Genomic DNA, 23,262 nt, shown 5'->3' on the forward strand with positions numbered 1-23,262 from the left:
ATGGAGAATTTGCAATGACTGTAAAAATCACCCAGCGCATCAAGGGCTTTAAGGTCGTGGACGAGACGCTCGAAAAGCCCGCTACCGCCAGTGACGGCAAGACCACCAAGGTCACCGTAATCGAGATGGACGAGAGCCTGGAGCGCCCCGAGACGCTCATCGGCATGACCTACAAGATCAAATCCCCTCTATTCGAGCACGCGCTGTACGTTACGGTGAACGACGTGGTGCTCAACGCCGGCACGCCCCACGAACAGCGCCGGCCGTTCGAGATCTTCATCAACTCGAAGAACATGGACCACTTCCAGTGGATCGTCGCGCTCACGCGGATCATGTCGGCCGTGTTCCGCAAGGGCGGGGATTGCACCTTCCTCGTCGAGGAGCTGAAAGCCGTATTCGACCCGCGCGGCGGCTACCTGAAGAAAGGTGGCGTCTATATGCCCTCGATCGTCGCCGAGATCGGCGCCGTGCTGGAGCGGCACCTGATCGCCATCGGCATGCTCGAAGGCCATGCGCTGGACGAAACCCAGCGCCAGTACCTGGCCGAAAAACGCGCCGCTTACGAAGCCAGCCAGGGCGCCGCTACGGTCGAACCGGGCGAAGGCTTCCCGGCAGGCGCGCAGCTGTGCACCAAGTGCAGCACCCAGGCCGTGGTGCAGATGGATGGCTGCGCGACCTGTCTGAACTGCGGCAATTCGAAGTGCGGATGAGGCTGCGGGCGTAAATCCAGGGGCCGGAATGCCGCCAGGCCTCTTTACGGGGCGATCCTGGCTCTGCTAGGTTCGCTCCATTACCACCTTCCCTGGTATTGATCTGATGTCCTCCCACGCTCGCAGCCCTCTTTCAGCGAAGCCAGCCGGTCTCGGCGCGGCGCGGCTGTGCGCAATCGCACCACCCCCATCTGTCGTTGCCGTTCCGGCAATCGCGCCACCACCTCAGGTGGTAGCGCTGGGCTGATCCGCCCACTTCACAGCTTCAGCCTCGTCACTTCGGCCTTCGAGAGCCGAAGCACATGCTTGCTTGTCCGCGGCTGAGGCCTGTTTCGATTCGACAGGTGATGATTCATGAACTTCAACAAATCGGTTTGGACGTCCTATGGCGTCATGACGCTCTTCGTGTTGCTTTGGGGCAGCGCCGCCATCTTTACCCGCTGGGGTCTGGACCATGGCACCCCGTTCGCCTTACTGATCGTGCGGTTCACGTTGGCACTGGGCGCGGTCGTCTGCATAGGACTTTATCGGGGCCGTTTGTGGCCTGTTCCGGGCTCCGGCCCGCTGGTCCTGGTCACCGGCTTTTTGATGGTCGGTTGTTATTCGATCTGCTACTTCCAGGCCATGGCATTCGGTATCACGCCGGGCGTCATGGCGACACTGCTGGGTGTTCAGCCGATCCTCACGCTGCTGTTACTCGAGCGCCGTTTCTCACCGCTACGCCTTGCAGGATTGTTGTTGGCACTGGTTGGGTTATCAGCGGTCGTGTTCCAGAGCCTGGTGCTGGCGCGTTTCTCAATTTACGGCATGCTGTTCGCCGCGGGAGCACTGCTGTGCATGACGTTCGGTGCGATTTTCCAACGCCGCATACGTCAAAGTCCGGTCGAGGTGCTGCCCCTGCAGTACGCGGCGAGCGTGGTGCTGTGCTTGCTGTTCGTGCCTTTTCAGCCCGTACGATTCGAGGCGGTAGTGGGGTTCGTCGTACCGGTCCTATGGCTGGGCCTGGTCATTTCGGTTGCGGCGCAGTTGTTGCTGTACCGGATGATCCAGACCGGCAATTTGGTCAATGTCACCAGCTTGTTCTATCTGGTGCCCGTCGTGACCGTGGGAATGGACTATCTGTTCCTCGGTAATGCCTTGTCGCGTCTCGGGCTTTTAGGCATGGGAGCGATATTGGTGGGCCTGGCGCTGGTGTTCAGAGCCGCACCTCAGCAGCGGTCCTGAGGCGTGAGCCAGGCAGCCGATCGGCTGCCTGGCTCACGCGGCTGCGTTCAGGTCACCACGCGATAGCAGGGCTCGTACGGGCGCCCGCCCGGGAGCTTCATGCGGTGCTGCTCGACGAATGCCTGGAGCAGCTCGTCGAGCGGCTTCATGATCGTCGGGTGGCCGTGAATCTCGTAACGCCCGTATTGCTCGATGCGGCGGATGCCCTTGTCCTTCACGTTGCCGGCCACGATGCCCGAGAAGGCGCGGCGCAGGTTCGCTGCCAGGATGTGCGGCGGCACTTCATGGGTGAGTTGAAGGCTGGCCATGTTCTCGTGGGTCGGATCGAAGGGGTGCTGGAAGCCTTCGTCGATTTTCAGCAGCCAGTTGAAATGGAAGGCGTCGTTGCGCTCGCGACGGAATTGCTTGACTGCCTTGAGCCCCTCGGCCATCTGCCGCGCGACCTCGGCCGGGTCGTCGATGATGACCTGATAGAGCTTCTGCGCCTCATCGCCGAGCGTGGCGCCGACGAAGTCACGCAGTTGCCGCAGGTAAGGCGCGGCGCTTTCCGGCCCGGTGAGGATGACAGGGAAGGGCAGCTCGCGGTTATCCGGGTGCAGCAGAATCCCGAGCAAATAGAGAAATTCTTCCGCGGTGCCGACGCCACCCGGAAAGATGATGATGCCGTGACCGACTCGCACGAAGGCTTCCAGGCGCTTCTCGATGTCGGGCAGGATCACCAGCTCGTTGACGATCGGGTTCGGCGCCTCGGCGGCGATGATGCCCGGCTCGGTCAGCCCGAGGTAGCGCCCGCCATTGATGCGCTGCTTGGCATGGGCAATGGTCGCGCCCTTCATCGGGCCCTTCATCACGCCCGGGCCGCAGCCGGTGCAGATGTCCAGCTTGCGCAGGCCCAGCTCATGGCCGACGCGCTTGCTGTATTTGTATTCCTCGGTACTGATCGAGTGGCCGCCCCAGCACACCACCATGTTCGGCTCGACACCCGGGCGCAGGGTGCGGGCGTTGCGCAGCAGGTGGAAGACATAGTCAGTGATGCCCTGCGAACTGGTGAGGTCGATGCGCGGGCTGCCCAGTTCGCTTTCGGTGTAGACGATGTCGCGCAGCGCGCTAAAGAGCATCTCGCGCGTGCTGGCGATCATCTCGCCGTCGACGAAAGCGTCGGCCGGAGCATTGAGCAGCTCCAGTCGCACACCGCGATCCTGTTGATGGATGCGCACTTCGAAATCGTCGTAGGCCTCCAGAATCGTTTTGGCATTGTCGATGCGCGCGCCGGTATTGAGGATCGCCAGCGCACATTGCCGAAACAGCGTGTAGGTGCTGCCGGAGCCGGCTTCGCTGAGCTGCTGTACTTCGCGTTGGGAAAGGGTTTCCAGGCTGCCCTTGGGGCTCACCGAGGCATTGATTACATAGCGTGAGGTCATTGTTCTATTCCCTTGAACCCATGCGAGCCTGGCTGCATGGGAATGGTAGGCGCCGGCGCCGATGGCGGCGACGCGGAAATCAGGTCGTGAGTGCTGCGCAGGGTTCGGCCGATCGGCCCGCCAGGTGGGCAACAGGGAGCATGTGCGTTGCGTCGACCGCTCGCGCCGGCCCGCAGCGAGTGGTGTAAACCGGCTTTACTTGACGCCGCACCGGCGATTTCGTTCCTTGCCGGCTTCGCAGGGAGTTGAGTCGTGGGCATTCGCGCGTTCCGCCTGGCCATCCGTGTCATGAGCTTCGACATCATGTATGGCCGTTTGATTGCACGGTGGTCGCGATCACATCGCAGGCGGGCACCGTCAGAAGGCAAACGGCAGGGCGCTGTGGCAGTCCCGGCGGGCGCGGAGCAGGCGGCCAAACTCGTCGGGCTCCTTGATAAGCACCGACTGGCCGGCGAAAGCTTGCTTTGCGATCAGGCGCGACAGCCAGAAGCGCACGCAGGCGACACGCAGCATAGGCCGCCACAATTCGGCCTCAGCAGGGCTGAAGCGACGCAAGGCGGAGTAGGCCGCTAGCAGCGCCTGGCTGCGCTCCTCGTCCAGCTCGCCATTGGGATGCGTACACCAGTCGTTCACAGCAATGGCGATGTCGTACAGCATTGGCCCGGAGCAAGCGTTATAGAAGTCGATCACGCCGCTCAGGTGGTTACCTTCGAACAGCACATTGTCTCTGAACAGATCGGCGTGCAGGTTGGCGCGAGGCAGGGCAAGGATTTTCGGCTTGAGTTCGGCGATCTCGGCCAGGCTGTCGCGCAGCAGCGCAAGCTCGTCGTGTGGCAGGCTCATGGCAAGGGCAGGTCCTTCCTGTTGCATCCAGTCCAGGCCGCGGTCGCTGCGTCGCTCGAGAATCTGCGCCTGCGTCGCCACGTGCAGCCGCGCCAGTAACCGACCTACTTCCGCGCAGTGGTGCGGGTTCGGCGAGGTGACATGTTTGCCGGCGAGCCGCGGCTGCAGCAACGCCGGCTTGTCGGCAAGGCTGCGCAGCGCGTCGCCGGTGCCTGTGCGAAGCGCGAAAGGCACCGGCAGGCGGGCCTGGTGTAGCACGTCGAGCAATTCGATGAAGAATGGCAGGTCGTCGACCGGCCCGCGCTCGACCAGCGTCAGCACGTATTCGCCGCGCTCCATGCTAACGAAGAAGTTGCTGTTCTCGCTGCCGGCAGCGATGCCCTCGAACTCGCGCAGCCGGCCAAGGCCATAGGGCGCGAGAAAGGCTTCCAGTTCGTCGCGTTGCAGGGGGGTGAAAACCGACATTCTGCTCGTTCCGTTATCCGTGGCTTACCAGCTGAAGATTTCCCAGGCGGGAATCAACATATCCGGCCTGTCGCTGCGGATGAAATTGCTGTCGCCGTCGGCGCGTACCAGGAAGTAAGGCTTGCCAGTCTTCGGAATAACTTTGACCGCATAAAGGAAGCCGTTGACGCGATATTCCTCGACGGTCCGTTCGCCTTCCTGACGGATGGTGACGTCCGGCTCGCCCTCGACCGACTCCTGAGCGAAGCCGCTCAGCGGCACCACAACCAGCAGGCTGGCCAGCAGCCAAGCTTTGATCGAACGCATGTTAACCTTGCCCCTTTGTCGACACGTTGTCCGGTGCATTCTAGCCCCGGACCCGCCGAAAAGGTTGATCCCGCTCATGAGCCAAGCCCCCCTCGTTCTGGTGGACGGTTCGTCCTACCTCTACCGCGCCTTTCACGCCCTGCCGCCGTTGACCACTTCGACCGGCAAGCCCACCGGCGCGGTGAAGGGCGTGCTGAACATGCTGCTGTCGCTGCGCCGGCAGTACCCAGACAGCCCCTTTGCGGTGGTCTTCGATGCGAAGGGCCCGACCTTCCGCGACACCATGTTCGCCGAGTACAAATCGCACCGGCCGCCGATGCCCGACGATCTGCGCTCCCAGGTCGAGCCGCTGCATGCCAGCGTGCGCGCCCTGGGCATGCCGCTGCTGTGTGTGGAAGGGGTCGAAGCCGATGACGTCATCGGCACCCTGGCGCGTCAGTGTGCCGCGCTCAAGCGCGACGTGATCATCTCCACCGGCGACAAGGACATGGCCCAGCTGGTCTGCCCGCACGTCACGCTGGTCAACACCATGACCGGCAGCGTGTACGACATTGAAGGCGTGAAGAACAAGTTCGGCGTCGGCCCGGAGCTGATCATCGACTTCCTCGCGCTGATGGGCGACAAGGTCGACAACATCCCGGGCGTGCCCGGCGTCGGTGAGAAGACCGCCTGTGGCCTGCTCAACGGCATTGAGGGCGGCATCAAGGGGCTCTACGAGAACCTTGAAAAGGTCTGTGAGCTGCCGATCCGCGGCGCCAAGTCGCTGGCCGCCAAGCTCGAAGAGCATCGCGACGCCGCGTTCATGTCCTACGAGCTGGCCGCCATCAAGATCGACGTCCCGCTAGATGTAGAGGTCGGCGACCTGATGCCCGGCGAGCCGCACCGCGAAGCCTTGATTGCGCTGTACCGGGAGCTGGAGTTCAAGAACTGGCTCGACGAGTTGCTGCGCGAGGCCAAGGCTGCTGGCGAAGACTGCGAGGTGCAGCCCGAGGGCTGCTCGATTCAGGCTGAAGCCGAGTACAGCACGATTTTCGAGCAGGCCGATTTCGACGCCTGGCTCGAGCGCTTAAAGGCTGCGGATTGCTTTGCCTTCGATACCGAAACCACCAGCCTCGATGCGCAGAAGGCGCAACTGGTCGGCGTCTCCTTTGCCATCGAGCCGGGCAAGGCCGGCTACGTACCGCTCGGCCACAGCTACATGGGCGTGCCGCAGCAGCTCGACCTCGACGCGGTGCTGGCTGCGCTCAAGCCGCTGCTCGAAGACCCGAACAAGCGCAAGATCTGCCAGCACGGCAAGTACGACATGAATGTGCTGATGCATTACGGCATCGAGATCCGCGGCATGACGTTCGACACCATGCTCGAATCCTACGTGCTCGACGCCACCGCCACGCGCCACGACATGGACAGCCTGGCGCTCAAATACCTGGGTCGCGGCACCATTCGCTTCGAGGACATCGCTGGCAAGGGTGCCAAGCAGCTGACCTTCGACCAGATCGCTGTCGAGCAGGCAGGGCCCTATGCTGCTGAGGATGCGGATGTCACCCTGCGCCTGCACCAGACGCTGATGGGCAAGCTGGAAGCCACGCCGTCGCTGCTCAAGGTCCTCAACGAAATCGAAATGCCGCTGGTGCCGGTGCTCGCGCGTATCGAGCGCAACGGCGCGCTGGTCGATGCCAATCTGCTCGGGCTGCAGAGCGTCGAGATTGGCAACAAGCTCGTCGAGCTGGAGCGCCAGGCGTTCGAAATGGCCGGCGAGGAATTCAACCTCGGTTCCCCCAAGCAGCTCGGCGCGATTCTGTATGACAAGCTTGGGTGCCCGGTGCTTTCAAAGACCGCCAGCGGGCAGCCATCCACCGCCGAAGCCGTACTCGCGGAGCTCGCCGAAAAAGACTATCCGCTGCCCAAGGTGATCATGCAGCACCGCTCGCTGAGTAAGCTCAAGGGCACCTACACCGACAAATTGCCTTTGCAGATCAATCCGCGCACCGGGCGCATCCACACGAGCTACCACCAGGCCGTGACGGCGACCGGGCGGCTTTCGTCGAGCGATCCGAACCTGCAGAACATCCCGATCCGCACGGCCGAGGGGCGGCGTATTCGCCAAGCCTTCGTCGCCGCGCCGGGGTACAAGCTGCTGGCGGCTGACTACTCACAGATCGAGCTGCGCATCATGGCGCACCTGGCTCAGGATGCCGGCCTGCTATACGCCTTCCAGAATGATCTGGACGTGCATCGCGCCACGGCGGCGGAGGTCTTCGGTGTCGAGCTGGATCAGGTCAGCAACGACCAGCGGCGTAGCGCCAAGGCCATCAACTTTGGCCTGATCTACGGCATGAGCGCCTTTGGCCTGGCCAAGCAGATCGACGTCGGTCGCGGCGAGGCGCAGGCCTACATCGACCGTTATTTTGCGCGTTACCCCGGTGTGCTCGCCTACATGGAGCGCACCCGCGCCCAGGCGGCTGAGCAGGGCTATGTCGAGACGCTGTTCGGGCGCCGGCTGTACCTGCCGGAGATCAACTCGAAGAACGGCGCCATGCGCAAGGGTGCCGAGCGCACCGCGATCAACGCACCGATGCAGGGCACCGCGGCCGACATCATCAAGCGCGCCATGATCGCCGTGGATAACTGGCTGCAGGCGAGCGGGCTGGATGCGCGCGTCATCCTCCAGGTGCACGATGAATTGGTCGTGGAGGTGCGTGAGGATCTGGTCGAGCAGGTTCGCGAGCAGATCATCCCGTTGATGAGCGGGGCGGCTCAGCTGGACGTGCCGCTGCTGGTCGAAGCCGGCGTCGGCAATAACTGGGACGAAGCGCACTAGAGCGGGGCCCCGCCAGGGCGAATGAAATTTTTTTCTTTTCGCGTTGAACTGATGGAGTCATCGGCCGGTCCTAGGCTACGAAGGGTGTAGAAGCCCTTCGATGCTCCTTGTTGTGTTAAGTGTTGGCAGATCTCTGGAAACGCTCTAGGCGTTCCGGACTTGGACCTCGAACTTCCCCCTCCCCCAACGAAGTTCGAGGTTTTTTTTTCGTCTCGAGAAAAGTCGCGGGTCGCAAGAAGGGCATGGTGACGGGTCGTAAGCAGAGCTTGCACCTATAGAAGCGAGCGCGTGGCGCGTGCGACCGGCTCGGGCATGGCTTTTTGTAGGAGCGGGCTCTGCCCGCGACCTGGGTCTGCGAGGTAACGGCGCACCGCGCGATGAACGTCAGGGCAGTTGGAGCCCGCCTCCGGCCTTGTGCAGCGCCCGCAGGTGGGTGCCGATCTGTGCCAGGTTGGCCTCAACGGCGTCCAGTTCGTCTTGGCGCGCCTTACCAAGCAGGCGGCGCACTTCTTCGTTCAACGTTTCGGTCAGCTGGTTCAGGCGCGCCTGTCGTGCGCTGCTTTCCTGCTCCAGGCGCTGCCATTCGTTGGCCAGGGGCAGGCCATAGCCTCTATTGTCGAGCAACTGCGCCGGCTGGCTCAGGAAGCCGCTGTTAGCGAGGATCCCCTGCAGGGTTTCGTCCGCCTTGGCCAGGCTGGCGTCGCCGCGGCCGCCCAGATAGCGATTTTTAAGCTCCTCCTGAGCGAGCAGAAGATGCCGGCGTAAGGCCGCCTGCTCCACCAGTAGCAGGGCGGCGCTTGCGCGCAGGTCGGCTTTGGCGATCCAGGGGCGACGTTCTATAGCTGGTAGGTCCAGCCACTGTTCGACGTCGGTCTGCGGCAGGCCGAGGCGCTTGCTCATCACGGCAAACATTGCCTGGTAGCGGTCGCGGTAGGAGTCGAAGCGATAGCCAAGGCGCAGCGCTTCGTGCGGATCGTCGAGCACGCTGGCGTCGGCCAGCCCGCGGTTGATGAGGATCTCCAGCAAGCCGCTGGGCAGGATGCTGTCCAGCGCGCTGAGTTCAGGCCGGGCGGTGCCGCTGCGCAGCAGCTTGAGCGTTTCGACTGCGCAATTGTTGGAGAGGAAGTAGTAGTCGCCGTCGTAGCTCCAATGCATTTCGGCGCTGCGCGTGACCAGCCGCTCGATTTCGTCGCGCGCCAGTTTGAGCGGGACCGAGGCAAGGCTGCGCAGCTCCACCTTGGTGTATTCATCGATCACCTGGTCCAGTGGCAGCACGAACAGCCGAGAGGGGTAGACGCCGGTAAGACCGTCCCAACTCGATAGCTGCAGGTCTCCGACGAAGGCGCGAAAGGACAGTACCAGGTGCTGATCCAGGTCGAGCCTGCAATCCGGCCCGCGGGGACGTCCTGGCGCGCAGATGACCAGGCGCAGCATGCTGTGGCCCCAGCGGCTGACCCAGGCGTCGTTGGCTTCTGCGAACAGGTAGTCGACCGCGTAGACGCGTTCGGGGTCGAGCTTGACCAGCGGCGTGCGTGCAAAGTCGTGCCCGGCGTTGAGGATCGGCAAGCCTACACCGCAGTCGGGCTGGCCGGCCGGTTGCCAGCCGAAGTGCTCGCTAAAGTAGCGATGCAGCAATGGGCGGCGGCAGGCAAAGCGGGGATCGAGCAGGAAATATTCGAGGTTCACCGCGACGAATTCGAGCGGGCTGGTCAGCTCATAACTGTCCGGGCTGCGCGCTTGCTGTGCATTGGCTCGCTCGCGCTCGCCGCGCTGGCCAACGCGTTGCGGCCATCCGGCCAGGTCGAGCAGGTGCGGATCGTCACTGAGGGTGAAGCGCCGTTCGGTCTGGCCGCGGCAGGCATCCGGCAGGCCGACCGGGCCGAGGCTCTGAGCGCGGCTGCGGCACAAGCCGAACTCGCGACGTTCTTCCAGTGACCAGAGGCGCGCGCGGTCATAGAGATGACCGAGCTCGTGAATCAGGGTTGCCAGCAGCTCGCGGCGAACCGTGCCGTGCGGGCGTTGGGTGCGTTGCGTGGCCGCGCCGCCGTCGGTCAGCGATGGCAGCAGACGTCGGTTGAGCAGGATCAGGTTGCCACCCGCGCTGCCGTAGGCTTCGTGCGCTAGTCCGTCATGCCAACGTACGCGGACGTTGTGGTCGAGGCGCTCGGCCATACGCGGCGGCAAGGCTGCCATGGCTTCGCTGATCAGCGCCTGGCTAGCGGCTCGTTCGGCAGGGGTGAGGTCACGCGAATCCAGCGTCAGCCGCAGGTCGGCCTGGCACAGGGTGGCAAAGGCACCGAGCAGGATGCCCAGCCACCAGCTGCGCGAGGTGCTCACTGTGCGAGGATGGTTTCGGCCAGGGCCTGGTCGCTGGCCTGGCGCGCCTCGGGGAAGCGGCTGCGCAGCGCGCCGAAAGCGGCCTCAAGGCGGGCGCTGCGGATGTCGCCTTCGCTGGCGACGAAGCCGGCGGCATCGTCCTGGGCTTCGCGCACGATCTTCATGTCGCTGATGCGGCTGGTCACGTCGGAGGTGAAGTTGATGCTGCGATCCAGGGCGTTGACCAGGATGTTGCTGGTGGCGACCAGCGTCTGCGCCTGTACGGCACCCGCGAAGAGGGCCAGCGCGACGGGCAGGGTGATCAGGGTGGGCTTCATAGTGTACTCATGAAAACGGTTGGGTCATTGGACGAGGATCGCCTCGGCCAGTTCAAGATCGCCTGCCGCCAGGTCCGGGTGCTCGGCGCGCAACCAGTGCAGCGCCGCTTCCAGGCGCGCGCTGCGCCACTGGCCATGGCTGGCGACGAAGCGTGCCGCGTCGTCGCGGGAGTCACGGATCAGCTTGTTGTCGAAGGGGGCGCTGGTCACCTGGCTGGCGACATAGCTGGAGGCGACGACGGCACCGGTCAGGCTATCGAAGGCCTGAGCGCTGCCGCATAGGCAACAGCCGACAAGAGCGAGGTAGAGCGAACGCATGCGAATCCTGGCGTCTGAAACGAACGGGCGCCAAGGCTAGCGAAACGCCGGTACCGGGACCAGCGCTGCGCTCGCGGAAATTCCGTTCAGAGCGCCAAGATAGCGCCGGCGAGTTCCAGGTCGCTCGCCTGCAGCGCCGGGGCCTGCTGGCGGATGTGCTGCAGGGCCGCTTCGAGCTCGGCACCGCGGGCTTCGCCATTGCTGGCAACGAAGCGGGCGGCATCGTCGCGGGCATCGCGTACCAGCTTGTTGTCACCAACGTTGGAGGTGATGTCGGAGGTGCCTTCGATGGTATTCACCAGCGACCCACCAATCGCATCGAGGGTGCCGGTGACGCTCCCGGCCGAGGCAGTACCCGCGGCCAGGCAGGCTGCGGTGGCGATAGACAACAGATATTTGTTCATAGCGTTCTCCAGGCTAGATACGGCGCCCTGCCGATAGCCGCTTCGACCGCCGGGCGAGGGTGCCGTTCAGCTTGGCAGCCGAGGTAATCGCCGGTAAAGCGTTGCGTCAGCGCCAGAAGGGTTTGTTCAGTTCGTCCTGTCGTTCGCTGTGGCTGATGCCGACGTCGGCCAGTTGGCGCTCGTCCAGCGCCGCCAGCTGCTGCCGCGTGCGGGCACGTTGCTGCCAGAGCCTGAGCAGGTGTGCGATCCGGCGCAGTGAGGGCAGGCTGATCGTCGGTGAGTCTCGCTCCAGTACGCGTTCCACGTGCCGCTCCTTCCCGCATTCGGCGGGGATGGGGTATGGGCAAACAGGTTCGCGTGCCGGGCTGTTGCGCAACAGTCACAGGCGAGGGGAATTGTGCGGGTGCAGTCGCGTGTGGCGGGCAACTGTACTGCTTTGCGGTCGAGAAACTGTTCAGCGCAACGGCCGGGCCGGCTCGCTGCTGGGCGCGCTGAGCATGTTCACGGGGCGGATCTCGACATCGCGCGTGAGATACATCATTTGCTGTTCACGGAAGTGCTGCATATGTGGCAGAGCGTTGTGTGCCTCCAGATGCGCCGCGGATTGCCAGACCTCGAAGAAGATGAACAGCGTCGGGTCTGCCGCATCGCGCAGCATGTGGTACTCGATGCAGCCCGCTTCGGCCCGGCTGGCGGCGACGTAGCGGCTGAAGAGCGCTTCGAACTTGGCGGATTTTTCTGGCCGGGTGTGGGTGTGGAGGATGAAGGCGCAGCGGTCGTTCATGGAGAGCTCCAAGTCTGAGGTCGCTCAGCCTAGCGTAGGCGCGCGCCCACCATTCATGACTTCCAGTCAAAAGCCATTTGCCAGCGCCGCTCTGGATCGCCCTGGTGCTGATCGTTAGGCTGCTCGCCATTCTGATTCGTGGAGCGTTATTCATGACCAACATCCTGCTTCTCAACGGTGGTAAGCGGTTCGCCCATTCCGAGGGCCAATACAACGCGACCCTCCATCAGACTGCGCTGAGCCTGCTCGATCGCGCCGGCTTCGACGTCAAGCAAACCCAGATCGACGCGGGTTACGACCTGGCCGAAGAAATCGCCAAGTTTCTCTGGGCGGACGTGATCATCTATCAGATGCCCGGCTGGTGGATGGGCGCGCCTTGGACGGTGAAGCAATACCTCGACGAGGTGTTCACCGAGGGCCACGGCAGCCTCTATGCCAACGACGGGCGCACGCGCGCCGATGCCTCGCAGAAATACGGCAGCGGCGGGCTGTTGCAGGGCAAGCAGTACATGATTTCGGCGACCTGGAACGCGCCGCAACAGGCCTTCGACGATCCCTCCGATTTCTTCGAAGGCAAGGGCGTGGACGCGGTGTACTTCCCGTTCCACAAGGCCAACCAGTTCCTTGGCATGACGAGTCTGCCGACGTTCCTGTGCGACGACGTCATGAAGCGCCCGGCCATCGAAGCCGATATCAAGCGCTACGAAACGCACCTGGCTTCGGTGCTGGGCATCTGATCCGACAAAACAAAGCCCCTCGCGGCGGCGCCGGGAGGGGCTTTGGTGTCGCGGTGTCGCTTATTCCACAGCCTTGACCATGTCCTCGACGACCTTCTTGGCGTCGCCGAAGACCATCATGGTCTTGTCCATGTAGAACAGTTCGTTATCCAGGCCGGCATAGCCGCTGGCCATGGAGCGCTTGTTGACGATGACCGTCTTGGCTTTGTAGGCCTCGAGGATCGGCATCCCGGCGATGGGCGACTTGGGATCGTTCTTCGCCGCCGGGTTGACCACGTCGTTGGCGCCGAGCACCAGCACCACGTCGGCCTGGCCGAACTCCGAGTTGATGTCCTCCATCTCGAAGACCTGCTCGTAGGGCACCTCGGCTTCGGCCAGCAGCACGTTCATATGCCCCGGCATGCGGCCGGCGACCGGGTGGATCGCGTATTTCACGGTCACGCCCATGTGCGTCAGCTTCTCGGCCAGCTCCATCAGCGCGTGCTGCGCGCGAGCCACCGCCAGGCCGTAGCCAGGGACAATGATCACGGTATCGGCGTTCGACAGCAGGAAGGCGGCGTCGTCGCTGGAGCCGGATTTCACCGGACGCTGCTCCTTGCTGCCGGCCGCCGGTCCGGCATCGGCGTCGGCACCGAAGCCGCCGAGGATCACGTTGAAGAACGAGCGATTCATCGCCTTGCACATGATGTACGAGAGGATCGCGCCGCTCGAACCGACCAGGGAACCGGCGATGATCAGCATCGAGTTGTTCAGCGAGAAACCGATCCCGGCCGCCGCCCAGCCCGAGTAGCTGTTGAGCATCGACACCACCACCGGCATGTCCGCGCCGCCGATGGGGATGATGATCAGCACGCCGATCACGAAAGCCAGCGCCACGAGGATCATGAACGCGGTGAAATTGCCGCTGAAGGTGTAGAGCAGGCCCAGCACCAGAATCGCCACGCCGACAGCGAGGTTGACCTTGTGCTGGTTGGCGAACACCACCGGCGCGCCCTGGAACAGGCGGAACTTGTATTTGCCCGAGAGCTTGCCGAAGGCGATCACCGAACCGGAGAAGGTGATGGCACCGATGGCCGCGCCGAGGAAGAGCTCCAGACGGTTACCGGCCGGAATCGGATAGCCGAGCGCCTGGACGATGCCCAGCGATTGCGGCTCGAGCACGGCGGCGATGGCAATGAATACCGCCGCCAGGCCGATCATGCTGTGCATGAAGGCGACCAGCTCGGGCATCTTGGTCATCTCGACGCGTTTGGCCATCAGCGTACCGATGCTGCCGCCGATCAACAGGCCAAGGACGATGAAGCCCAGGCCGCTCCAGGGGCTGGCGCTCTCAGCCAGCTGTGAGCCGAGCTTGAACACCAGGAATACCGTGGTGACCACGGCGATGCCCATGCCGACCATGCCGAACAGGTTGCCGCGGCGCGAAGTAGTGGGGTGCGACAGGCCTTTGAGGGCCTGGATGAAGCTCACCGAAGCGACGAGGTAGAGCAGGGTGATCAGGTTCATGCTCATGGCTTGGCCTCCGCCTTGGCGCCAGCAACGGCACGCTCCTTCTTCTTGAACATTTCCAGCATGCGGCGGGTGACGAGGAAGCCACCGAAGACGTTGACCGCGGCCAGGGTCACGGCCAGGGTGCCCATCAGCTTGCCCATCGGCGTGACGGTCAGCGCAGCGGCCAGCATGGCGCCGACGATGACGATCGCGGAGATGGCGTTGGTGACCGCCATCAGCGGTGTATGCAGCGCCGGGGTGACGTTCCAGACCACGTGGTAGCCGACGTAGATCGCCAGCACGAAGATGATCAGGTTGTAGATGCCATCGGATATCAGGTCCATCGTTCGGGCTCCCTTAAGCGTTGGTGCGCACGACCTGGCCATCGCGGCACATCAGGCACGCGGCGACGATGTCGTCTTCAAGATTGAGCTGGAACTTGGCTTCGCCATCGATCACCAGCTTGAGGAAGTCCAGCAGGTTGCGGGCGTATAGCGCCGAGGCATCCGCCGGCACGAGGGTCGCCAGGTTGGTGTAGCCAACCAGGGTCACGCCGTGCTTGACCACCACCTGATCGGCTTCGGTCAATGGACAGTTACCGCCCTGAGAGGCGGCGAGGTCGATCACCACCGAACCGGGCTTCATCTGCTGCACGGTTTCTTCCTGCAGCAGCGTCGGTGCCTTGCGGCCCGGAATCAGCGCGGTGGTGATGATGATGTCGGCCTGCTTGGCACGTTCATGCACGGCCTGGGCCTGACGTGTCATCCAGGACGCCGGCATCGGACGGGCATAGCCACCGACGCCTTCGGCGCATTCGCGCTCTTCGTCGGTCTCGAACGGCACGTCGACGAACTTGGCGCCAAGGGACTCGATCTGCTCCTTCACCGCCGGACGCACGTCCGAGGCTTCGATCACCGCACCCAGGCGCTTGGCCGTGGCAATGGCCTGCAGCCCGGCGACACCAGCGCCAAGGATCAGCACGCGCGCGGCCTTCACCGTCCCGGCGGCGGTCATCAGCATCGGCATGAAGCGCGGATATTGGTTGGCCGCGACCATCACCGCCTTGTAGCCGGCGATGTTGGCCTGGGAGGAGAGCACGTCGAGGCTCTGCGCGCGGGACGTACGCGGCGCGGCCTCCAGGGCGAAGGCGGTGACGCCGCGTTCGGCCATGCGTGCGATGTTGTCATTGTCGAAGGGATTGAGCATGCCGATCAGAGCCGTACCGGGCGCGATCTGCGCCAGTTCGGTCTCGCTCGGTGCGTTCACCTTCAGCAGGATCTCTGCTGCGAACGCCGCAGCGGCATCGGCGATGGTGGCGCCTGCCGCCTCGAAGGCACTGTCCGGAATACTGGCCTGTACGCCAGCTCCGCTCTGCACCGTCACCCGATGCCCTTGCCCGATCAGCTTCTTGATGGTTTCCGGTGTCGCGGCGACGCGCGTTTCACCGGGCCTGGTTTCGAGAGGAACACCAATGTGCATTGTTCTTGTTCTCCTGCTGGATCGTCGCCTGCGGTCCTGCCGGTCGACCGGCCATGAATCGCTGGCGTTACGTTTCGCCCGACCACTGCGGATGGCGGTCGAGCGTGGATCGGCTACGGCCCTCGCATCCAGGCAAAGCCCGGTGCGGCGCGGCATTCTGCAAGGACTGAAAAAATCAAACAACTGTTTTAACGTGAACGCAAGTGTGGCGGTTCGTTCACAATGTGACCGTTAGGTTGCTCCGCATCGCTGCAGGCCGCGTCGGTATTGGATTCGACCTTCGTCTAAGGTTCCATGCCGGGTTGTGCGCGGCGCAATCATGAATGACGGCCCATAGACGCGGTATTCGCCTGCGGCCTTGTCTATATTCGACCTTGGTGCCGGTTACGCGATTGACCGCGGCCAGCCGCACGTTAAATTCCGCGCACGGTTTGCAATGTCATGCATTCCCTGTAGTCCATAGCTGTTGGCCGCGCCAGGATCGGACCGCCGGCCATCCCCATGCGCACGCTCTGCGAGAAAATAGCCGGCATGACCGAATTGAACGTGAACGAGATGACCTTGCTCGAGGAGCCGCTGCCACGGCGGTTGCCTTTCGCCTTCGCCCGCCGCCACGGCGTGCTGCTGCTGGAGCGTCCCGAGGGCTTGCGCCTGTGTGCGCGTGAAGGTGCGCCGCTGACCGCACTGCAGGAGGCGCAGCGCGTCGCCGGTGGGCCGCTGGCGATGCAGTGGCTGGCGCAGGACGAGTTCGAGCAGGCCCTGAGCTCGGCCTATCAGCACGATTCGTCCGCGGCGATGCAGATGGTCGAGGGCCTGGGCAACGAGATGGACCTGCACAGCCTGGCCGACCAGATCCAGGAAACCGAGGATCTGCTCGAGCAGGAGGACGACGCGCCGATCATTCGGCTGATCAACGCGATCCTCGGCGAGGCGATCAAGGAAAACGCCTCGGACATCCACGTCGAGACCTTCGAGAAACGACTGGTGATCCGCTTTCGCATCGACGGCATCCTGCGCGAGGTGGTGCAGCCCAAGCGTGAGCTGGCGGCGCTGCTGGTCTCGCGGATCAAGGTCATGGCGCGATTGGACATCGCCGAAAAGCGCATCCCGCAAGACGGCCGCATCTCCCTGCGGGTCGGCGGGCGCGAGGTGGACATCCGCGTCTCGACGCTGCCTTCGGCCAACGGCGAGCGCGTGGTGCTGCGCCTGCTCGACAAGCAGGCCGGACGCCTGACGCTGCGCCACCTGGGCATGAGCGACCGCGACCGCAAGGTGATGGAACAGGCGGTGCAGAAACCGCACGGCATCATCCTCGTCACCGGCCCGACCGGCTCGGGCAAGACCACCACGCTCTATGCCAGCCTGGTCACGCTCAACGACCGCACGCGCAACATCCTCACCGTCGAGGACCCCATCGAATACAACCTCGAGGGCATCGGCCAGACCCAGGTCAACACCAAGGTCGACATGACCTTCGCCCGCGGCCTGCGCGCCATCCTCCGTCAGGACCCGGACGTGGTGATGGTCGGCGAGATCCGTGACCAGGAAACCGCCGACATGGCGGTGCAGGCGTCGCTCACCGGCCACCTGGTGCTCTCGACCCTGCACACCAACAGTGCCATTGGCGCGGTTACGCGCCTGGTGGACATGGGCGTCGAGCCCTTTCTCATCTCCTCGTCGCTGCTTGCCGTGCTGGCCCAGCGCCTCGTACGCGTGCTGTGTAATGACTGCAAACGCCCCTACGTGGCCGACGAGGCCGAATGCGCGTTGTTCGGGCTCGACCCAAGCGAGGCGCCGACGCTGTATCACGCTGAGGGTTGCGATGTGTGCCGCCAGCTCGGCTACCGCGGCCGGACGGGTATCTACGAGTTGGTGATGTTCGACGATGCCCTGCGCAGCATGATCCATACCCGCGCGCCCGAGCAGGACATGCTGCGCCACGCGCGCCGGCTGGGACCAAGCATTCGTGACGACGGCCTGCGCAAGGTGCGAGAGGGCGTGACGACCATCGAGGAAGTGTTACGCGTCACACGTGAGGAGTGAGATGAAAGCCAATGATTGGCGCTCGGACAGGGCGGTCGCCGTGCAACCTCATGAGCCGATTCGGATGATTGGCTGCGGTGTGCTGATGTATGGGGCGCGTGGCTGATGGCAGCGTTCGAATACATCGCGCTCGACCCCCGCGGCCGCGAACAGAAGGGGCTGATCGAGGCGGACAGTGCGCGTCAGGCTCGCCAGCTTCTGCGTGAAAAGCAGTGGTCCCCGCTTGAGGTCAAGCAGGCCAAGGCCAAGGAGGACAGCGGCGGCGCAGGTTTCTCGTTTGGTCGCGGGCTGTCGGCACGCGACCTGGCGCTGGTCACCCGGCAGCTGGCGACCCTGGTACAGGCGGCGTTGCCGATCGAGGAGGCATTGCGTGCGGCGGCGGCTCAGTCCGCTTCGCAGAAGATCAAGTCGATGCTGCTGGCGGTCCGGGCGCGCGTCATGGAAGGCCATAGTCTGGCGGGTTCGTTACGTGAATACCCGTCCGCGTTTCCCGAGCTGTATCGCGCCACTGTCGCCGCCGGCGAACACGCCGGGCACCTGGGGCTGGTGCTTGACCAGCTGGCCGACTACACCGACCAGCGCCAGCAATCACGGCAGAAAATCCAACTGGCGCTGCTCTACCCGGTGATCTTGCTGGTGGCCTCGTTGGCGATTGTCATCCTTCTGCTGGGCTACGTGGTGCCGGATGTGGTGAAGGTTTTCGTCAACACCGGGCAACAACTGCCGGCACTGACCACCGGGCTGATCGCAGTGAGCGAGGCGGTGCAGCGCTGGGGCTGGTTGATGCTGGTGGTGATCGTGGTAACGGGCCTGGGCGTGCGACAGGCGCTGCGCGACCAGGGCATCCGGCGGCGCTGGCATGCTGTGATCCTGCGCATTCCGTTGGTCGGGCGGCTGTCGCGGGCGACCAACACCGCGCGGTTCGCCTCGACCTTGGCGATCCTCACGCGCAGCGGCGTGCCGCTGGTGGATGCGCTCGGTATTGCGGCCGCGGTGATCGCCAACTTGCGTATTCGCGACAAGGTCATCGAGGCGGCGCAACGCGTCCGTGAGGGCGGCAGCCTGACGCGAGCGCTGGACGCGACGGGCGAGTTTCCGCCGATGATGCTGCACATGATCGCGAGCGGTGAGAAGTCCGGCGAGCTGGATCAGATGCTCGCCCGCACCGCGCGCAACCAGGAGAACGACCTGGCTGCGCAGATCTCGCTGATGGTGGGGCTGTTCGAACCCTTCATGCTGGTGTTCATGGGGGCCGTGGTATTGGTGATCGTGCTGGCGATCCTGCTGCCGATCCTTTCTCTCAATCAACTGGTGGGCTAGTGAGCATGACGTTGAACACGCGTAAACAATCGGGTTTTACCCTTATCGAAATCATGGTCGTGGTGGTGATCCTCGGGATTCTTGCCGCGCTGGTCGTGCCGCAGGTGATGAACCGCCCGGACCAGGCCAAGGTCACCGTCGCCAAGGGTGACATCAAAGCCATCGGCGCCGCGCTAGACATGTACAAGCTGGACAACTACGCCTACCCGAGTACCCAGCAGGGCCTGGATGCGCTGGTGGAGAAACCGTCCGGCAACCCGCAACCGAAGAACTGGAACCGCGACGGTTACCTCAAGCGTGTGCCCAAGGACCCATGGGGCAACGACTACCAGTACCTCTCGCCGGGCACCCAAGGCCAGTACGACCTTTACTCCTACGGTGCTGACGGCAAGCAGGGCGGCTCCGACCTGAACGCGGACATCGGCAACTGGGACCTCTGATCTCATGTCGCGGGCGCGCCGGGAGGGCGGCTTCACGCTGATCGAACTGCTGGTGGTGATCGTCATCCTCGGCAGCCTGGTCGGCTTGGCGGTGCTCTCCATTGGCAGCACGAGTTCATCCCGGGACATCCGGGACGAAGCGCAACGCCTGGCCAACCTGATCGGACTGCTCGCTGACGAGGCGGTGCTGGACAGCCGTGAATACGGCTTGCTGGTCAACCGCGAGAGCTACCGCGTGCTGCGCTATGACGAGGCCAAGCAGCGCTGGCTCGATGCTGGCGACACCCAGGCGCACCAGCCGCCGGATTTCATCCGCATGGAGCTCGAGCTCGACGGTTCGCCGCTGGAGCTGATCGCCCCGACCACGCGTGAGGATGACCGGGCAGGGCTATCCCAGGAGGGCGACCGCGAGCGCCGCCGCGCACCGCGTCTGCAGCCGCAATTGCTGATTCTTTCCAGCGGCGAAATGTCACCCTTCACGCTGACGTTCGCGGACCAGCGTCCCGGCGGCACTCGCTGGGTCGTCTCCAGCGACGGCTTCCGCATGCCGCAGGCCGTGCCCCTGGAAGATCGCCGATGAGCGTTCGTGCTGCACGGGGATTCACCCTGCTAGAAGTCCTAGTGGCGCTGGCGATCTTCGCCATCGTCGCCGCCGTGGTGCTGACCGCCGCCGGGCGCAGCGTAAGCAACGCGGCGCGCCTGGAAGCGCTGACGCTTGCCGGCTGGATCGCCGACAATCGCCTGACCGAACTGCAACTGCAGGAACCGGCGCCAAGCGTTGGCCGTGAGGACACCGAGCTGGAGTTCGGTGGACGCCAATGGCAGACGCTGAGCGAGGTCGAGACCAGCGGCACGCCTGGATTGCTCAGGATTCGCGTCTGGGTCGCCGCCGCCGAGGCCCGACGCGGGGCGTCTTCCGGCTCGATCGACGAGCGTGCGGTGACCAGCATCACCGGTTTCGTTGGCGTCGAACCATGACCGCAATCCGCTCCCGCCTGGAGGCGGGATTCACGCTGCTCGAGCTGCTGATCGCCATCGCCCTGTTTGCCCTGCTTGGGCTGGCGACCTACCGAATGCTCGAGACAGTGCTACGCAGCGACGAGGTGATCCGTGCTCAGGAGGGCCAGTTGCGCGAGCTCGGCCGTGCCGTCTGGACATTCGAACGCGATCTGATCCAGGCGGCACCGCGGCCTGTGCGCGACGGCTTCGGCGACGAGCAGAACGCCTTCATCGGCCAGCTTTCGGGCGAAGATGGCGTCTCGATGGAGCTGACCCGCAGCGGCTGGCGCAACCCCACGGGCCTGCGGCGTTCGAATCTTCAACGGGTGCGCTGGCGCTTATCGGGCGACACATTGGAGCGGCTCTACTGGGTGGTGCTCGACCGTGATGTCGACAGCGAACCGCGCATACAACGTGTGCTCGATGATGTGTTGGCGCTGCGCCTGCGTTACCTCGACGCTGAGAACAGCTGGCACGAGGAATGGCCGCCTTTCGAGTTTGGCCGTGGCGATCCGGCCGAACAGGCGCGACGCATGCCGGTCGCGGTCGAGGTGTCGTTCGATCATCGCCGCTACGGCACCATCACCCGTTTGCTGCGCCTGCCGGATGGCCCGGCACCGGCGCAGCAGTTCATCCAACCCGACTCCCAGGGCGTGCCGGAGCCTGGCGGCGTGGGGGAGATGCAATGAAAGCCCAGCGTGGTGTCGCGCTGATCACCGTGCTGCTGGTGGTGGCAATCGTTACTGTCGTCTGCGCCGGCATGATCGCTCGTCAGCAGCTGTCGATCCGGGGCACCGGTAATCAGATGCAGGCGCGCCAGGCTTGGCACTACGCGCTGGGTGGGGAAGCGTTGGCCCAGTCGATCCTGCGCCAGGATCGGGAGGCCTCGGCCGAGGGCGTGCCTGCGGTCGATCATCTACTCGAGCCCTGGGCGCTGCCGCAGCCAGCCTATGACCTGGACGAGGGGCAGGGCCAGGTACAGGTGCGTATCGAGGATCTGGCCGGCCGGTTCAACCTGAACAGCCTGGTGCAGGAGCAGCAGCCCAATGCTGCCGCCCTTGCCCAGTTCCGCCGCCTTCTGCTGCGGCTGCAGATCAGCGCACCCTATGCCGAGCGCCTGCTCGACTGGCTCGACAGCGATCAGCAGCCCAGCGGCGAGCTGGGCGCCGAGGACAATGCCTACCTGCTTCTTGAGCCGTCATACCGGACCGCTGGGCGCGGGCTCGAAGATCTGTCCGAGTTGCGCTTGTTGCTGGACATGCGCGACGAGGACTTCCAGCGCCTGGCGCCCTACGTCAGTGTGCTGCCGGCCGATACCCCGTTGAACGTCAATACCGCCAGCGCCATGGTGCTTTCCAGCCTCGCCGACAGCCTCAGCCCGAGTGCGGCTCAGGCGCTGGTCAAGGCGCGGCAATCGACACCGTTTCGCGACACCGCAACCTTCATGGCGCAACCGGCGCTCAGCGGTGTCCAACTGCAAGGCATCACGCTGGCGGTGACGAGCCAGCACTTCCAGGCGATCAGCGAAGTGCGCCTCGGCGACCGGCGCCTGGCGCTGGTCAGCCAGTTACACCGTGAAGACGATGGTGCCGTGCGCGTGCTGCAGCGTAACCTCGGGCAGCCACCTCGCCTGCCCGCCCAACTCGATGATGGAGATCGATAGCCCATGGACTGCCTGTTCCTGCCCGCTGACTGCGGCGCCCGCCTCAACGGCGATACTCAGGCCTACTGGCTGCCTGGCGAGGGCCCCGGCGCCTGGCTGCCACTGGCCGGATGCGCCGAGCAGGCGAGTACAGGGCTAACCCTGGTACTGCCTGCCGAGGTATGCAGTTATTTCGCGGTCAACCTGCCGACACGCAAGGCGCGGTGGGTTAACCAGGCGCTGGCCTATGCCGTCGAGGAGCTGCTGGCGGAGAACGTCGACGACCTTCACCTGACCCACGGCGATGCGCTGGAGGATGGCCGCCGCCGTGTGATCGCCATTCGCCGCCAACAGCTGGCCGACTGGCTGGCCGATCTGCAAGCACTTGGACTGACCGTTGTAGCCATCCATGTCGATGCCGACCTGCTGCCGCGTGACGGCACCCAGTTACTGTTTCTCGACGGCCGCGCCTTGCTGGGCGGTGCGCCGGAAGCTCGCCTGGCCTTCGCCAGCGGCCAGTGGCCTCACCTTGCCGCGCAATGTCCACCGCCATTGCATGCGAACGGCACGCTTGACGAGCCACCCGCGCCGTTGGCGGATTATGTGAGGCTGGATGAGCCCTATCGCTTTCTTGCCAGCGGCCGCGCCGCGGCGCTAAACCTCGCGCAGGGGGAATTTGCCGTGCGCGCCGCTGGCAGCGGGCTCGGTCAGTGGAAGCCGCTGATGGTGGTGCTGGCCTTGGTATTGGCAGTGCAATTGGTGTTCAACCTGGTCCAGGCCTGGTCGCTCGGGCGCCAGGCGGAGGAATACGCCGAGGCCAGCCGCGCCCTTTACACCGAGCTGTTCCCGGAGGACACGCGCATCGTCAACCTTCGGGCTCAGTTCGCCGATCACATCGGCCAGAGTGACACTACAGGCGGGCAGTTCATGCGCGTGCTCGATGAGGTCGCGCTGGCGATCGCCGAAGGCCTACCGGTGTCGATCAGCCAGCTCGATTACAACCAGGGGCGGGGCGACATGGCGCTTCAGGTGCAGGCCAGTGATTTCGCCGCGTTGGAGCAGCTTCGGCAACGCCTGGGCGAGACCGGCCGCAGCGTGCAGCTCGGGTCGGCCAGCCGCGAAGGCGATTCGGTGAGCGCGCGCGTCGTGATAGGAGGCTAG

Annotated in this window: 24 protein-coding genes; 12 read left to right on the top strand and 12 right to left on the bottom strand. The window is 64.3% G+C overall.

From position 1 onward, the window contains the following. The first annotated feature begins 14 nt into the window (after nucleotides 1-14). Nucleotides 15-710, top strand: a complete 696-nt coding sequence (locus tag M1D78_RS00695; RefSeq protein ID WP_437422464.1) for a TSCPD domain-containing protein — start codon at nucleotides 15-17, stop codon at nucleotides 708-710. Nucleotides 711-1,064: 354 nt separating this feature from the next. Continuing rightward, nucleotides 1,065-1,934, top strand: coding sequence for a DMT family transporter (locus tag M1D78_RS00700; RefSeq protein WP_437422463.1), 870 nt, complete (start codon nucleotides 1,065-1,067; stop codon nucleotides 1,932-1,934). A gap of 47 nt (nucleotides 1,935-1,981) precedes the next feature. Here the strand turns inward: M1D78_RS00700 and ppnN are convergent, their stop codons facing one another. From ppnN to M1D78_RS00715, 3 genes are all read right to left on the bottom strand, one after another. Further along, nucleotides 1,982-3,355, bottom strand: a complete 1,374-nt coding sequence (ppnN, locus tag M1D78_RS00705) for a nucleotide 5'-monophosphate nucleosidase PpnN (RefSeq protein ID WP_437422462.1) — start codon at nucleotides 3,353-3,355, stop codon at nucleotides 1,982-1,984. A gap of 357 nt (nucleotides 3,356-3,712) precedes the next feature. Next, nucleotides 3,713-4,663: a homoserine kinase gene (locus M1D78_RS00710; RefSeq protein ID WP_437422461.1), complete on the bottom strand. Its 951-nt coding sequence runs from the start codon at nucleotides 4,661-4,663 to the stop codon at nucleotides 3,713-3,715. 24 nt (nucleotides 4,664-4,687) lie between these two features. After that, entirely contained in the window at nucleotides 4,688-4,969 is a 282-nt protein-coding gene (locus M1D78_RS00715) for a DUF2782 domain-containing protein (RefSeq protein WP_437422460.1), read from the bottom strand. 76 nt (nucleotides 4,970-5,045) lie between these two features. Between M1D78_RS00715 and polA the strand changes: the two genes are divergently transcribed. Next, nucleotides 5,046-7,790, top strand: a complete 2,745-nt coding sequence (gene polA, locus M1D78_RS00720; RefSeq protein ID WP_437422459.1) for a DNA polymerase I — start codon at nucleotides 5,046-5,048, stop codon at nucleotides 7,788-7,790. A gap of 384 nt (nucleotides 7,791-8,174) precedes the next feature. On the opposite strand, the gene M1D78_RS00725 is transcribed toward polA, so the two are convergent. From M1D78_RS00725 to M1D78_RS00750, 6 genes are all read right to left on the bottom strand, one after another. Beyond that, complete coding sequence (locus M1D78_RS00725; protein ID WP_437422521.1) at nucleotides 8,175-10,103, bottom strand: DUF7844 domain-containing protein; 1,929 nt, start codon at nucleotides 10,101-10,103, stop codon at nucleotides 8,175-8,177. Between the two features lie 20 nt (nucleotides 10,104-10,123). Further along, complete coding sequence (locus tag M1D78_RS00730) at nucleotides 10,124-10,444, bottom strand: DUF2388 domain-containing protein (RefSeq protein ID WP_437422458.1); 321 nt, start codon at nucleotides 10,442-10,444, stop codon at nucleotides 10,124-10,126. Nucleotides 10,445-10,468: 24 nt separating this feature from the next. Then, entirely contained in the window at nucleotides 10,469-10,762 is a 294-nt protein-coding gene (locus tag M1D78_RS00735) for a DUF2388 domain-containing protein (RefSeq protein WP_437422457.1), read from the bottom strand. 86 nt (nucleotides 10,763-10,848) lie between these two features. Then, nucleotides 10,849-11,166 (bottom strand): DUF2388 domain-containing protein, encoded by a 318-nt coding sequence (locus M1D78_RS00740; protein ID WP_437422456.1) that lies wholly within the window; start codon nucleotides 11,164-11,166, stop codon nucleotides 10,849-10,851. A gap of 106 nt (nucleotides 11,167-11,272) precedes the next feature. Continuing rightward, nucleotides 11,273-11,431, bottom strand: a complete 159-nt coding sequence (locus M1D78_RS00745; RefSeq protein ID WP_437422520.1) for a DUF1127 domain-containing protein — start codon at nucleotides 11,429-11,431, stop codon at nucleotides 11,273-11,275. A 189-nt stretch (nucleotides 11,432-11,620) separates the two neighbouring features. Beyond that, complete coding sequence (locus tag M1D78_RS00750) at nucleotides 11,621-11,950, bottom strand: putative quinol monooxygenase (RefSeq protein WP_437422455.1); 330 nt, start codon at nucleotides 11,948-11,950, stop codon at nucleotides 11,621-11,623. 152 nt (nucleotides 11,951-12,102) lie between these two features. On the opposite strand from M1D78_RS00750, the gene M1D78_RS00755 reads away from it, so the two are divergent. Continuing rightward, complete coding sequence (locus M1D78_RS00755) at nucleotides 12,103-12,687, top strand: NAD(P)H-dependent oxidoreductase (protein ID WP_437422454.1); 585 nt, start codon at nucleotides 12,103-12,105, stop codon at nucleotides 12,685-12,687. A gap of 60 nt (nucleotides 12,688-12,747) precedes the next feature. Here M1D78_RS00755 and M1D78_RS00760 read toward each other — a convergent pair whose 3' ends face one another. From M1D78_RS00760 to M1D78_RS00770, 3 genes are read right to left on the bottom strand one after another with little or no spacing between them, the layout of a single operon-like run. Next, nucleotides 12,748-14,199, bottom strand: coding sequence for an NAD(P)(+) transhydrogenase (Re/Si-specific) subunit beta (locus M1D78_RS00760; protein WP_437422453.1), 1,452 nt, complete (start codon nucleotides 14,197-14,199; stop codon nucleotides 12,748-12,750). Beyond that, complete coding sequence (locus tag M1D78_RS00765) at nucleotides 14,196-14,522, bottom strand: NAD(P) transhydrogenase subunit alpha part 2 (RefSeq protein WP_243607259.1); 327 nt, start codon at nucleotides 14,520-14,522, stop codon at nucleotides 14,196-14,198. The genes M1D78_RS00760 and M1D78_RS00765 overlap by 4 nt, the downstream gene beginning before the upstream one ends. 13 nt (nucleotides 14,523-14,535) lie before the next feature. Next, on the bottom strand, nucleotides 14,536-15,657 hold the full coding sequence (locus M1D78_RS00770) for a Re/Si-specific NAD(P)(+) transhydrogenase subunit alpha (protein ID WP_437422452.1): 1,122 nt from the start codon (nucleotides 15,655-15,657) through the stop codon (nucleotides 14,536-14,538). Between the two features lie 531 nt (nucleotides 15,658-16,188). Here M1D78_RS00770 and gspE point away from each other — a divergent pair. From gspE to gspL, 8 genes are all read left to right on the top strand, one after another. Next, on the top strand, nucleotides 16,189-17,700 hold the full coding sequence (gene gspE / locus M1D78_RS00775; RefSeq protein ID WP_437422451.1) for a type II secretion system ATPase GspE: 1,512 nt from the start codon (nucleotides 16,189-16,191) through the stop codon (nucleotides 17,698-17,700). A gap of 105 nt (nucleotides 17,701-17,805) precedes the next feature. Continuing rightward, nucleotides 17,806-19,020: a GspF family T2SS innner membrane protein variant XcpS gene (xcpS, locus tag M1D78_RS00780; protein WP_437422450.1), complete on the top strand. Its 1,215-nt coding sequence runs from the start codon at nucleotides 17,806-17,808 to the stop codon at nucleotides 19,018-19,020. A 5-nt stretch (nucleotides 19,021-19,025) separates the two neighbouring features. Then, on the top strand, nucleotides 19,026-19,460 hold the full coding sequence (gene gspG, locus M1D78_RS00785; protein ID WP_437422449.1) for a type II secretion system major pseudopilin GspG: 435 nt from the start codon (nucleotides 19,026-19,028) through the stop codon (nucleotides 19,458-19,460). Nucleotides 19,461-19,464: 4 nt separating this feature from the next. Continuing rightward, nucleotides 19,465-20,040: a type II secretion system minor pseudopilin GspH gene (gspH, locus tag M1D78_RS00790; RefSeq protein WP_437422448.1), complete on the top strand. Its 576-nt coding sequence runs from the start codon at nucleotides 19,465-19,467 to the stop codon at nucleotides 20,038-20,040. Next, complete coding sequence (gene gspI / locus M1D78_RS00795) at nucleotides 20,037-20,438, top strand: type II secretion system minor pseudopilin GspI (protein WP_437422447.1); 402 nt, start codon at nucleotides 20,037-20,039, stop codon at nucleotides 20,436-20,438. The genes gspH and gspI overlap by 4 nt, the downstream gene beginning before the upstream one ends. Beyond that, complete coding sequence (gene gspJ, locus M1D78_RS00800; RefSeq protein ID WP_437422446.1) at nucleotides 20,435-21,148, top strand: type II secretion system minor pseudopilin GspJ; 714 nt, start codon at nucleotides 20,435-20,437, stop codon at nucleotides 21,146-21,148. The genes gspI and gspJ overlap by 4 nt, the downstream gene beginning before the upstream one ends. Then, nucleotides 21,145-22,122 carry a type II secretion system minor pseudopilin GspK gene (gene gspK, locus M1D78_RS00805; protein WP_437422445.1) on the top strand — a complete coding sequence of 326 codons (978 nt, stop codon included), beginning with the start codon at nucleotides 21,145-21,147 and terminating at the stop codon, nucleotides 22,120-22,122. The genes gspJ and gspK overlap by 4 nt, the downstream gene beginning before the upstream one ends. Nucleotides 22,123-22,125: 3 nt before the next feature. Continuing rightward, the gene (gene gspL, locus M1D78_RS00810; protein ID WP_437422444.1) at nucleotides 22,126-23,262 is read left to right on the top strand and encodes a type II secretion system protein GspL; all 1,137 of its coding nucleotides are present in this window, start codon (nucleotides 22,126-22,128) and stop codon (nucleotides 23,260-23,262) included.

This window comes from Pseudomonas sp. SA195, from assembly GCF_054131565.1.